The organism is Saccharopolyspora sp. NPDC002578, assembly GCF_053592695.1.
This window is the reverse complement of sequence record NZ_JBSFWJ010000066.1, coordinates 1-12,355: the sequence shown is the minus strand read 5'-3', so window position 1 is coordinate 12,355 and position 12,355 is coordinate 1. Positions and strand designations below refer to the sequence as shown.

Below are 12,355 nucleotides of genomic sequence, written 5' to 3'. Positions count from 1 at the left end.
CGATGCACTCGACCGCACTGGCCGCTGCCGCCGCCGAGCCGACCGGGTTCACCGGTTGGGTCGTCAGCGTGATGGAGACCCTCGGTGGTCCGGGCGCCGGACTGATCATCGCGTTGGAGAACGTGTTCCCACCGATCCCCAGCGAACTGATCCTGCCGCTGGCCGGGTTCACCGCCAGCCAAGGCGACATGAACATCGTCTCGGCGGTGCTGTGGACGACGATCGGGTCGGTCGTGGGCGCGCTGGTGCTCTACTGGCTGGGCGCGTCCCTAGGCCGGGAGCGGATGCGCCGGATCGCGGCGAAACTGCCGCTGGTCAAAGTCGCCGACGTGGACCGCACCGAGGCCTGGTTCGCCAAGCACGGCGTGAAAGCCGTGTTCCTCGGCCGGATGATCCCGCTGTTCCGCAGCTTCATCTCGCTGCCCGCGGGCGTGGAGAAGATGCCGCTGCCGACCTTCGTCCTGTTCACCGCCCTGGGCAGCCTGATCTGGAACACGCTGTTCGTGGTGGCCGGCTACCTCCTCGGCGAGAACTGGTACCTCGTCGAGCAGTACGCGGGCGTCGTGTCCAAGGTCGTCGTCGGCGCCGTCGTGGTGGCGATCGGCTACTTCGTCGTCACCCGCATCCGCCGGAACCGTGCGGAGCAGGACCGCGCCGACGACATCACCGAAGAGTTCCCCCGCGTCGACCCCGCCGAGGAACCGACCCAGCAACTCCCCCGAGTCCGCTGACCCCCAGACCCGCCCGGTCGTTTTGCTCGGGTGGTCGGGTGGCGGAACCTCAGCTGCTTCCTCGCTGCGGGATCTTTTTCCCAAGTGGCTCCGCCACGAGGAAAAAAGCCGTCCTCGCGAGGAAGCAGCTGAGAACCCGCCGGTGGTCGGCTTCTCGACGTGGGCTATGTGCTTCGCACATACAGGCACGGCCTTCGGCCGCGAGGCAGACTTCGCTCCGCTCGTCCACTGCACGGCTTCGCCACGAGGCACGGCCTACGGCCGCAAAGCAGGCGTGGCTTCGCTCGCCCTGTGGGCCCCGGATACGAAGCGGCCCCCGCACCTGGGTGCGGGGGCCGCTGGTCGGATCAACGATCCGAGATCACTCGTCGGAGGTGTTGTCCGAGGACGACTCGTCCGAGGAACCGCCCGAGGACGCCAGGTCCACCGGCGGCGAGTCCGGCACGGTCGACGGGCGCGGCTCACCGCGGAAGGTGAACACCGCCTCGTCGTCCTTGCCTTCGCCGTCCCAGTTCTCGACGTCGACGATGACGATCTGGCCGGCCTCGATCTCGCCGAACAGGATCTTCTCGGACAACCGGTCCTCGATGTCGCGCTGGATGGTGCGGCGCAGCGGCCGGGCACCCAGCACCGGGTCGAAGCCGCGCTTGGCGAGCAGCTTCTTCGCCTTCGTCGTGAGCTCCAGGGACATGTCCTTGCCCCGCAGCGCCTTCTCCACACGACCACCGAGCAGGTCGACCATCTGGATGATCTCGTTCTCGGTGAGCTGGTGGAAGACGATGACGTCGTCGATCCGGTTGAGGAACTCCGGACGGAAGTGCTTCTTCATCTCCTCGTTGACCTTGGACTTCATCCGCTCGTAGTTCGACTCGGACGAACTACCGGCGGAGAAGCCGAGGCCGACGGCCTTCGAGATGTCCTGCGTCCCGAGGTTCGAGGTGAAGATCAGCACCGTGTTCTTGAAGTCCACCGTGCGGCCCTGACCGTCGGTCAGCCGACCGTCCTCCAACACCTGCAGCAGCGTGTTGTAGATCTCCTGGTGGGCCTTCTCGATCTCGTCGAACAGGACCACCGAGAACGGCTTGCGGCGGACCTTCTCGGTGAGCTGACCGCCCTCTTCGTAGCCGACGTAGCCCGGAGGGGCACCGAACAGCCGCGACGCGGTGTAGCGGTCGTGGAACTCGCCCATGTCGATCTGCACGAGCGCGTCGTCGTCGCCGAACAGGAACTCCGCCAGCGCCTTCGACAGCTCCGTCTTACCCACACCGGACGGACCGGCGAAGATGAACGAGCCCGACGGGCGCTTCGGGTCCTTCAGACCGGCGCGCGTGCGGCGGATCGCCTGGGACACGGCCTTGACCGCGTCGTCCTGGCCGATGATCCGCTTGTGCAGCTCGTCCTCCATGCGGAGCAGACGGGTCGTCTCCTCCTCGGTGAGCTTGAAGACGGGGATGCCGGTCCAGTTGGCCAGCACCTCGGCGATCTGCTCGTCGTCGACTTCCGCGACGACGTCCAGGTCACCGGCCTTCCACTGGGTCTCGCGCTCCTCCTTCTGCCCGAGGAGCGTCTTCTCCTCGTCGCGGAGGCGCGCGGCGCGCTCGAAGTCCTGGCCGTCGATGGCCGACTCCTTGTCCCGGCGCACGTCGGCGATCTTCTCGTCGAACTCGCGCAGGTCCGGCGGAGCGGTCATCCGGCGGATGCGCATCCGGGCGCCGGCCTCGTCGATCAGGTCGATCGCCTTGTCCGGCAGGTAGCGGTCGTTGATGTACCGGTCCGCCAGCGTCGAGGCCGCGACCAGTGCGCCGTCGGTGATGGACACCCGGTGGTGCGCCTCGTACCGGTCGCGCAGGCCCTTGAGGATCTCGATGGTGTGTTCCAGCGAGGGCTCGCCGACCTGGATCGGCTGGAAGCGGCGCTCCAGCGCGGGGTCCTTCTCGACGTACTTGCGGTACTCCTCGAGCGTGGTGGCACCGATGGTCTGGAGCTCACCGCGGGCCAGCATCGGCTTGAGGATGCTCGCGGCGTCTATGGCGCCTTCTGCCGCTCCCGCTCCGACGAGGGTGTGGATCTCGTCGATGAACAGGATGATGTCGCCGCGGGTCTTGATCTCCTTGAGCACCTTCTTCAGGCGCTCCTCGAAGTCACCGCGGTAGCGGGAACCGGCGACCAGCGAGCCCAGGTCCAGCGTGTAGAGCTGCTTGTCCTTCAGCGTCTCGGGCACCTCGCCCTTGACGACCTTCTGCGCCAGGCCCTCGACGACGGCCGTCTTGCCGACGCCCGCCTCGCCGATGAGCACCGGGTTGTTCTTGGTGCGCCGCGAGAGCACCTGCATGATGCGCTCGATCTCCTTGTCCCGGCCGATGACCGGGTCGAGCTTCGACTCGCGCGCGCTCTGCGTCAGGTTCCGGCCGAACTGGTCCAGCACCAGCGACGACGACGGAGTGCCCTCACCACGACCGCCGGCCTCGGCGGGCTCCTTGCCCTGGTAGCCGGAGAGCAGCTGCAGCACCTGCTGGCGCACCCGGTTCAGGTCCGCGCCGAGCTTGACGAGCACCTGCGCGGCGACGCCCTCGCCCTCGCGGATCAGCCCGAGCAGGATGTGCTCGGTGCCGATGTAGTTGTGGCCGAGCTGCAACGCCTCCCGCAGCGACAGCTCCAGCACCTTCTTGGCCCGTGGGGTGAACGGGATGTGACCGCTCGGGGCCTGCTGGCCTTGGCCGATGATCTCCTCGACCTGCTGCCGCACGCCTTCCAGCGCGATCCCCAGCGACTCCAGCGCCTTAGCGGCGACACCCTCACCCTCGTGGATCAAGCCCAGGAGGATGTGCTCGGTGCCGATGTAGTTGTGGTTGAGCATCCGGGCCTCTTCTTGGGCCAGGACGACCACCCGCCTCGCGCGGTCGGTGAACCTCTCGAACATTCGCACTCCCTGACTGCTGCGCCGGCGGTGTTGTACCGGGACACGGCTCCTGCTCGCCGATGCCCGCGATGGGTTCAGCACTCTGGGGTCCACTGTAGTAGCCGCACCCCTGCGGAGTCCGGACCCGCTGGTAGCCCGCTGCACCCGTTCGCCGTCTTGCTTACCGTCCAACGAGCTGCTGGCCTGCGACATTCCATTCGGACACGATCGCGGGCCGATGTCCGCTCAGCGCGAACAAGGCCCGTTCCCGCAGGGCCAGCACACCCGTTCGGGTGTCCCCGGTCGATCTAATCTCGCACGCTGGACTTCGCTCTGCCACCGATAGGTACCACCATCGGAGTACCGGTCACCGGATCCGGGATCACCCGAGCGTTCAGTCCGAAAACGTCGGCGAGCAATTCCTCGGTGAGCACGTCGCCCGGCGCGCCCTCCGCGACGATCGCGCCGTCGCGCATCGCCACCAGCCGGTCCGCGTAGCGGGCCGCCAGGTTCAGGTCGTGCAGCACCATCACCACGGTCCGGCCGCTGTCGTCGTGCAGCCTGCCGATCAGGTCCAGCACCTCCACCTGGTGTGCCAGGTCCAGGTACGTCGTCGGCTCGTCCAGCAGCAGCAGGTCGGTGCCCTGCGCCAAGGCCATCGACAACCAGGCTCGCTGGCGCTGGCCGCCGGAGAGCTCGTCGACGGCGCGCTCGGCGAGGTCGCCGATGCCGGTCAGCTCCAGCGCCTCCGCCACGGCCCGCTCGTCGTCCGAGGACCACTGCCGGTACCAGGCCTGGTGCGGATGCCTGCCGCGCGCGACCAGGTCCGCGACCGTGAGGCCCTCCGGTGCCTGCGGCGACTGCGGCAGCAGGCCCAGCACGCGGGCGACCTCCTTCGTCGGCATCTTGTGGATCCGCTCGCCGTCCAGCAGCACCTGCCCGCCCTTCGGCGGCAGCAGCCGAGCCAGCGCGCGCAGCACCGTGGACTTGCCGCAGCCGTTCGGGCCGATGACGGCGGTGATCGTCCCGTCGAGCACGTCGATGTCCAGGCCGTCGACGACGACCCGATCGCCGTAGGCGAGCCGCAGCTCCCGCCCCTGGAGGCGCTGCCGCGGCGAGGCGGACTCGGCGTCCACCGCCTGGCTGGGTGTGGACACGGGTGAGGTCATGCGCGGTCCTCCCGGTACCGACGGATGAGCAGGTAGATCAGGTAAGGCGCACCCAAGATCGCGGTGACGATCCCCACCGGCATCTCGGCCGCCCCGAACGCCGTCCGGGACAGCAGGTCGGCCGCCACCACCAGCGCGCCGCCGAACACCAGCGACGCGACCAGCGGCGGCCGCGAGGACCGGGAAAGCCGCAGCGCGATCTGCGGTGCCGCGAGCGCCACGAACTGCACCGGGCCCGCCGCCGCCGTCGCGATCGAGGCCAGCACCACGGCCGCCAGCAGCAGCACGCCGCGCGCCAGGTTCACCCGCACCCCGATGCCGCGGACCGTGTCGTCGTCGAACTGCAGCGCGCCCAGCGAGTGCGCCCCCACCAAGGTCATCGGCAGCAGCACGGCCAGCGCGATCGCCGTCGGCACCACGTGGTCCCAGCCGCGGGCGTTGAGGCTGCCCGTCAGCCACACCATGGCCCGCCCGGCGTCGTTGACGTCGCCGACCGTGAGCAGCCAGTAGATGGCGTTGCCCGCCAGCGCGGTGATGCCCACGCCGACCAGCACGATCCGGTACGAGTCGACGCCGCCCCGGTACGCCAGCCCGTAGATCGCGAACCCGGCGAGCAGACCGCCGACGAGCGCCACCACCGGCAGGCCCACCGCCTCGGCCAGGCCGCCCAGCGCGCCCGCGGTGCCGCCGAACACGATCACCAGCACCGCCGCCGCGCCCGCACCCGAGGTGATGCCGAGCATGTCGGGGCTGGCCAGCGGGTTGCGCGCCACGGCCTGCGTGATCGCCCCCGCCAAGCCCAGCGCGGCGCCCACCAGCACCGCCGTCAGCGCCCGCGGCATCCGCAGGCCGAACACGACGTACTGGTCGGCGTAGTCACCGCCGCCGAACAGGGTGACCAGCACCTGCCCCGGGCTCAGCTGGTACTCGCCGAGGCCGATGTCGAGCAGCACGCCGCCCAGCAGCACCACCAGCCCGCCGAGCAGCACCAGCATTGGGCGCACCCGGAAGACCCCGGAGACGCGGCCGAGCCGCAGCGGCGATCGGCCGGGCACCTGCTGGGGGGCGTCGAGAACCCGTGTCACAACCGCACCAGCTTCCTGCGCCGCACCAACGCGATGAAGAACGGGGCGCCGACCATCGCCAGCATCACCCCGACCTGGACCTCCGCGGGCCGCGCGACCATCCGCCCCACGACGTCGGCCAGCAGCACCAGCGACGACCCCAGCAGCGCCGAGAACGGCAGCAGCCAGCGGTGGTCGGCCCCGGTGAAGTACCGCGCGATGTGCGGCACCACCAGGCCGACGAAGCTGATCGGCCCGCACACCGCGGCGGACGCGCCCACCAGCACCGCGATCGCCAGCACGCCGAGCCGCCGGGTCCACTGGACGCGGTGCCCGAGCCCGCGGGCGACGTCCTCGCCCAGCGCCAGCGCGTTGAGGCCGGAGGCGTTGGCCAGCCCCAGCACCAGCCCGGCCACGACGAACGGCAGCACCTGCCAGATCACGCCGGGGTCGGTGACGGCGATCGAGCCGACCTTCCAGAACCGGTAGGTGTCCAGGCTCTCCTGGTCGCTGAGCACCAGCGCCGAGGTCAGGGCCTGCAGCAGGGCGCTGATCGCCATGCCCGCCAGCGCCAGCGTCACCGGCGTCGCGCCCGCGCCGCCCATCGAGCCGATCGCGAACACCGCCAGCGCCCCCAGCAGCGCGCCGGCGAAGCCGAACCAGATGTAGCCGTAGAGGCTGCTGATGCCGAACGAGTACACGGCCAGCACCACGGCCAGCGCCGCGCCCTGGGTGATGCCGAGGATGCCGGGGTCGGCGATCGGGTTGCGGGTGTGGCCCTGCATCAGGGCGCCCGCGAGTCCCAGCGCGGCGCCGACCAGCACGCCGACGACGGTGCGCGGTAACCGCAGGTCCCAGACGATCAGCGAGTTCTCCGAGCCGGCCGGGGCGACCAGCGAGGTCCACACGTCGCCGAGCGGGATGGACTTCGCCCCGATCGCGACGCTGAGCAGGCAGCTGACGACGAGCACGCCGAACAGCACCGCCAAGCCCAGCAGCCTCCGTCTGCGGCGAGCTCCGAGCCGGGGCGCCGGTTCCGGCGCGGCCTCGCGCTCGGTGCCGGGCGGGCTCCCGACGGTTCCGCTGCGGCTCAAGGTCCCACTCCCCGCTCGTCCGGTCCGCCACTGGCCTCGAAGTTAGGTTAGGCCGCCCTAAGGCTAACCGACGGCCCCCGCCGGACGGACCGGTCCGCGGGAGGCGATGAGCGTTCCGCTCGTCACTTCCGGCGGCCCGGAGCGGACGAGAACGCGTTTCCAGTTGATCAGCATCGATTCCGAAACGGATCAACCGAGGGATTTCCCTAGCTCGGGCGACTGATCGCCAGTAGCGCGACGGCAATCTTGCGGCGCACCTGGTCTCGCGAAGGATGAAATCCCGGTGGTTAGCGCCGAACGGAACGGGGGCTCATGAAACGCGCTCACGTAACACCCGCCGCAGCGATTTCACCGCGGGCCGCCGGATACCCCGGACGGCGATGTTCGCCGAAAACGCGGACGCCCCGACGTCCGGAAGTCCGGCGCCGGAACGGCGCGAAAAACGCCCCGCCGCGGAACATCATCGGCGCGGCACCGGCAAACGACCCGGGCGGCAAAACCGACCGGAGCGACAAACAGGGGCCCGGCGCGAACACCGAAGGTCACAATCCGATCTGCGAACGACGGCCGCGCCCGGCCCGGCCATCAGCATTCCTGGCGCGCGCGAACATCGGATCCGGTGCGGCTGGAAGGAAGATTCGGGATGCGGCATCCGGCGCAGCGGATCTGATCGCGCGAACGCGGCCGGCGATGACAGGGATCCGGATGTCCGCGTTCGGTGACCGCGCGTAGATCGGCGACTCCGCAACGCAGTGCGCGCCGATGCGGTGAAGTGTTCCGGGCCGGAGATCCGCGAACGATCCCGAACAACACGCAGGGGGCACCGGGAATCCCGGCACCCCCTGATCGCGTCAGTACGGCTTCAGTTCGCCTTGTGGTACTGGTCCACGATGTCCGCGGGGATCCGGCCCCGGTCCGAGACCTTCAGGCCGCGCTTGCGGGCCCATTCCCGGATGGCCTGGTTCTGCTCCCGATCCGCACTCGTGGAGCCGCCCGCGGCGCGACCGGCCGCGGCGGGACGCGGGCCGGGCTTCTTGCGACCTCCCGCGCGGCGAGCGCTGGAGACGTAGCCCGACAGCGCGTCGCGCAGCTCGCTCGCATTGTCGTTGGAAAGGTCGATCTGGTACGAGACGCCGTCCAACGCGAACTCGACCGTTTCATCGGCCTGGCCGCCGTCGAGATCGTCGACAAGCGTGACCGTAACCTTCTGCGCCATGATGGCAGTCCTCCCCGGAGTTTCCGCAATAAACGCCGATGACGGCGCGACTCTGCCGAGACCGCTCTGCCGAGAGCTTCCCGGGTCCGGCTCTCCGCCCCGGGCCACACCGACTGCCCTTACTGCACTTCCCGGCGGCCGCCCAATCCGAGCGCGCCACCGGGTACTCCGGTCGACCTTGCAGTGAGCCCTTCGGCCTTCTGCCGGGTTCGTCGGCCGGTGCTCGAGACGGCACTGTTCGAGCCGCCCCACGACCGACCTGATGGAGTTCGACAGAGTGAGACAGTGCCCAACAATAGCCGTCATCGAAGCCTTCACCGAACATTGTCACGGTCAGGTTAGCGCAGCCACTCCACAAACGCACTCACCCCGCCGAGGAAAAACCTAGGGGTCTCCCCGGATCGGGTCATTCCGGGCGTCCGGCTGAAGCGGATCGAGCACCGCGTTACGCACTCCGACGCACTACATCTGCGGTGCCGCCCCGACATTCCCGCACTCCGCGTCCACAACATTCCGCACTCATCGGCAAGCAGAAAGTGCGGACTCACCGCCCGGGACCTCGGTCGCCGCCGACTCTTCGACCGCCGCATCCCGCTCTCCCGGCAAGCCGACAAGAAGTATCGACCGCCGCGTCGCCGACTAGTCGTGAGCACTTAACGACGTCCGGCATCGGGATTCCGCTTTCCCACCGCCACCCCTCCGAGCGGGAACGACGCGTCGCGAAAAAGAACCGGACGGGCGGTTCTCCGGCGAGTCGGCGCTCCAGGAAGGGCGGTCAGCGGAAGTTGCGGTCGTAGACCAACCGCAGCCCGAGCAACGTCAGATCGGGCACGTGATGGGTGATCGTCTGGGATTCGGCGACCACCAGCGGCGCCAGACCACCCGTGGCCAGCACCACCGCCGTGCCGCCGTGGGTCGATTCCAGTTCGGCGACGATTCGCCGCACCAAGCCGTCCACCTGGCCCGCGAAGCCGTACAGGATCCCCGATTGCAGGCATTCCACGGTGTTCTTGCCGATGACCGAACGGGGCCGGGTGAGCTCCACTTTGCGCAACTGGGCGGCCCTGGAGGCCAGCGCGTCCAGCGAGATCTCCACACCCGGCGCGAACGCCCCGCCGAGGAACTCGCCCTTGGCTGAGATGACGTCGACGTTCGTGGAGGTGCCGAAATCGACCACCACGCAGTTCGTCGCGTGCAGGTGGTGCGCCGCCAGCGTGTTGATGACCCGGTCCGCGCCGACCTCCTTCGGGTTGTCGACCAGCAGCGGAACACCGGTGCGCACCCCCGGTTCCACCACGACGCGCGGAACGCCGTCCCAGTAGCGCCCGAGCATGACCCGCAGCTCGCGCAACAACGACGGGACGGTGGACAGCGCGGAGATGCCGGTGATCCGCTCGGCGTGCTCGCCGAGCAGCCCGCGCACCGTCAGCGCCATCTCGTCGGCCGTCATCCGCGGCTCGGTCCGCATCCGCCAATCCCGGACCAGGCCGCCCCCCGAGTCCTGCGACTCGGTGTCGTACAGGCCGAGGGTGATGTTCGTGTTGCCGACGTCCAGCGCGAGCAGCACCGGCTACCTCCCCGTTTCGCAGCGCACGGGCCCGGTCAGGCCTCGGGTGCGGCCAGCAGCGCGTCCAGCTTGGCGGCGTCGTCGGTCTCGGCCTCCTGCTGGGCCGTGGCGGCTCCGCTGGACAGGCCGGACCCCTCCGGCGCGGCGGCCGGGTCGACCCCGCGCTCCAGCACCGTGTTGTCGGCGTCGACGAAGATCACCTTCGGCTGGAAGGAACGCGCCTCCAGCTCGTCCATCACGCCGTAGGCGATGAGGATCACCAGGTCGCCCGGCTGCACCAGGTGCGCCGCGGCCCCGTTGATGCCGATCACCCCGGACCCGCGCTCGCCGGTGATCGCGTAGGTCTCCAAGCGGGCGCCGTTGGTGACGTCGACGATCGTGACCTGCTCGCCCTCCAGCAGATCGGCCGCGTCCATCAGCTCGGCGTCGATCGTCACCGACCCGACGTAGTGCAGGTCGGCCTGGGTGACCGTGGCCCGGTGGATCTTGGACTTGAGCATGGTGCGGAACATCGCGGACTACCTCCCCCACCGCCCGGAGCGGTCGGAATTCGAAGCCTGTACCTGTGGGTGCGGCGCGCACCGGACGCGGCGCCGCGGGATCACTCCGGCGCCGGGCCCAGCTGCACGAGCGCGTTGTCGATGAGCCGCGTGTCGCCGACCTCCGCCGCCACCAGCAGCCGCGCCTCGCCCGCGTCCGGCACCGGGCCGAGCTCGACGTCACGCAGCTCCAGGTAGTCGACCCGCACCAGCGGCTCGGAATCCAGCACCGCGCGCGCCGCCGCCAGCACCGCGTCCGGACCCGCCGGACCCGCGTGCACGCCGGCCGCCATCGCCGCGGACAACCCCAGCGCCGCCTGCCGCTGCTCGTCCGAGAGGTAGGCGTTGCGCGACGACAGCGCCAGCCCGTCGGCCTGGCGCACGATCGGCACGCCCTGGATGCGGCTGTCGAAGTTCAAGTCCCGCGCCATCCGGCGGATCAGCACCAGCTGCTGGTAGTCCTTCTCCCCGAACAGCGCCAGATCGGGGCGCACGATGCCGATCAGCTTCGCCACGACGGTGAGCATCCCGTCGAAGTGCCCCGGCCTGCTCGCGCCCTCCAGCTGCTCCCCCAGCCCGCCCGCGGTGAGGCCGACCTGGCGGTCCGGGGCGTACATGTCCGCAGGTTCCGGCGCGAGCACCAGCTCCACGCCCTCCTCGCGGCACAGCTCCAAGTCGGCCTCGAACGAACGCGGATAGCGGTCGAGGTCCTCGCCGGGGCCGAACTGCAGCGGATTCACGAAGATCGACACGACGGTCACCGCGGCAGGCACCTTCCGGGCCGCGCGGATCAACTCCAGATGCCCCTCGTGCAGCGCGCCCATGGTCGGGACCAGCGTGATCGGGCGGCCCGTGGCGCGCAGCGCGCGCGTCACCTTCGCCAGCTCCGCCGGGCGGCGGTGCACCGTGAGCTCCCGCGCGGTGTAGCCGGGGCCCGCGCCCACGTTCTCGGCTGTGCTCATCGCTGCTCCTCGTCGAGCGCCTCGTGTACTTCGGTGACCGTTCGGGAATCGAGCAGACCGGCCTTCTCGGCGCGCTCCGCGGTCCGCTTCGCCATCGCCACGTACCCGGCCACCATCTCCGGCGCCGTCGCGCGCAGCGATCCCAGGTGCGCGCGGATCGTGGAGAGATCGCCGCGCGACACCGGCCCGGTCAAGCCCCGGTCGCCGAACCGCAGCGCGTTGTCCAGCGACGCGGACAGCACCGGCGCCAGCACCCGGTCCGGGATCTCGATCCCCGCCTGCCGCAGCAGGTCCGCGGCCTCGTCGACCAAGGTGATCAAGTGGTTCGCGCCGTGCGACAGGGCCGCGTGGTACAGCCGCCGGGACCCCTCCGGGACGCGGACCGGTTCACCGCCGAGCTCCAGCGCCAGCACCTCGCCGACGTTCCACGCCGCCTCGTCCTCCGGTGCCGTCACCGCCACGCACGCCGTCGCGAGCCGCTCCACGTCCTCGGCCCGGCCGGTGAAGGTCATCGCCGGGTGCAGCGCCAGCGTCAGCACGCCCAGCTCCGCGGCGGGCTCCAGCACGGCCGCGCCGTGCGCACCGCAGGTGTGCAGCAGGATCTGCCCGGAACGCAGCGAACCCGTCGCCGCCAAGCCGCGCACCAGACCGGGCAGCACGTCGTCGGGAACGGCGAGAACGACCAGATCGGCCGCGTCGGCGACCTCGTCGGGCGGGCGCACCGGCACCCCCGGCAGCAGCTCCTCCGCGCGGCGCAACGACGCGTCCGACACCGCGGACACCGCCACCACCTCGTGCCCGGCGCGCGTCAGCGCCGCCCCGAGCACCGCACCGACCCGGCCCGCGGACACCACTCCGACCCGCAGCCGAGGTCCTGCAGACATCGCCACGTCGTCCTCCCAACCGTTCCAGTCCCGCAGTCGGGTACCGGACAGCAGCGCGAGACTAGCCGTCGGGTTGTGCGGGGTGCTTGGTTGGGTGGTGAGAACCACCTGGGGTCGTTTTGCTCGGGTGGTCGGGTGGCGGAACCTCAGTCGGTCTCTCGCTGCGGGATCTTTTTCCCAAGTGGCTCCGCCACGAGGGAAAAAGCTGTCCTCGCGAGAGACCGACTGAG

At 70.1% G+C, this 12,355-nt stretch carries 10 protein-coding genes; 1 reads left to right on the top strand and 9 read right to left on the bottom strand.

Annotation, left to right across the window (positions count from 1 at the left end):
• Positions 1-2 precede the first annotated feature (2 nt).
• Complete coding sequence (locus ACWD38_RS24375) at positions 3-731, top strand: DedA family protein (protein ID WP_450124976.1); 729 nt, start codon at positions 3-5, stop codon at positions 729-731.
• Between the two features lie 361 nt (positions 732-1,092).
• On the opposite strand, the gene ACWD38_RS24370 is transcribed toward ACWD38_RS24375, so the two are convergent.
• The 9 genes from ACWD38_RS24370 to ACWD38_RS24330 form a co-directional block, all read right to left on the bottom strand.
• Positions 1,093-3,651 carry an ATP-dependent Clp protease ATP-binding subunit gene (locus ACWD38_RS24370; RefSeq protein WP_184483505.1) on the bottom strand — a complete coding sequence of 853 codons (2,559 nt, stop codon included), beginning with the start codon at positions 3,649-3,651 and terminating at the stop codon, positions 1,093-1,095.
• A 287-nt stretch (positions 3,652-3,938) separates the two neighbouring features.
• On the bottom strand, positions 3,939-4,799 hold the full coding sequence (locus tag ACWD38_RS24365; protein ID WP_184483507.1) for an ABC transporter ATP-binding protein: 861 nt from the start codon (positions 4,797-4,799) through the stop codon (positions 3,939-3,941).
• The gene (locus tag ACWD38_RS24360) at positions 4,796-5,884 is read right to left on the bottom strand and encodes a FecCD family ABC transporter permease (protein ID WP_343071606.1); all 1,089 of its coding nucleotides are present in this window, start codon (positions 5,882-5,884) and stop codon (positions 4,796-4,798) included. The genes ACWD38_RS24365 and ACWD38_RS24360 overlap by 4 nt, the downstream gene beginning before the upstream one ends.
• Positions 5,881-6,957 (bottom strand): FecCD family ABC transporter permease, encoded by a 1,077-nt coding sequence (locus tag ACWD38_RS24355; protein ID WP_450124975.1) that lies wholly within the window; start codon positions 6,955-6,957, stop codon positions 5,881-5,883. Before ACWD38_RS24355 ends, ACWD38_RS24360 begins: the two co-directional genes overlap by 4 nt.
• Positions 6,958-7,819: 862 nt before the next feature.
• Positions 7,820-8,173 (bottom strand): histone-like nucleoid-structuring protein Lsr2, encoded by a 354-nt coding sequence (locus tag ACWD38_RS24350; protein ID WP_184483511.1) that lies wholly within the window; start codon positions 8,171-8,173, stop codon positions 7,820-7,822.
• 775 nt (positions 8,174-8,948) lie between these two features.
• Entirely contained in the window at positions 8,949-9,740 is a 792-nt protein-coding gene (locus ACWD38_RS24345) for a type III pantothenate kinase (RefSeq protein ID WP_184483513.1), read from the bottom strand.
• Between the two features lie 35 nt (positions 9,741-9,775).
• The gene (gene panD, locus ACWD38_RS24340) at positions 9,776-10,252 is read right to left on the bottom strand and encodes an aspartate 1-decarboxylase (RefSeq protein ID WP_184483515.1); all 477 of its coding nucleotides are present in this window, start codon (positions 10,250-10,252) and stop codon (positions 9,776-9,778) included.
• Between the two features lie 89 nt (positions 10,253-10,341).
• The gene (gene panC / locus ACWD38_RS24335; RefSeq protein ID WP_184483517.1) at positions 10,342-11,241 is read right to left on the bottom strand and encodes a pantoate--beta-alanine ligase; all 900 of its coding nucleotides are present in this window, start codon (positions 11,239-11,241) and stop codon (positions 10,342-10,344) included.
• Positions 11,238-12,125, bottom strand: coding sequence for a Rossmann-like and DUF2520 domain-containing protein (locus ACWD38_RS24330; RefSeq protein WP_184483519.1), 888 nt, complete (start codon positions 12,123-12,125; stop codon positions 11,238-11,240). Before ACWD38_RS24330 ends, panC begins: the two co-directional genes overlap by 4 nt.
• Positions 12,126-12,355: the final 230 nt, after the last annotated feature.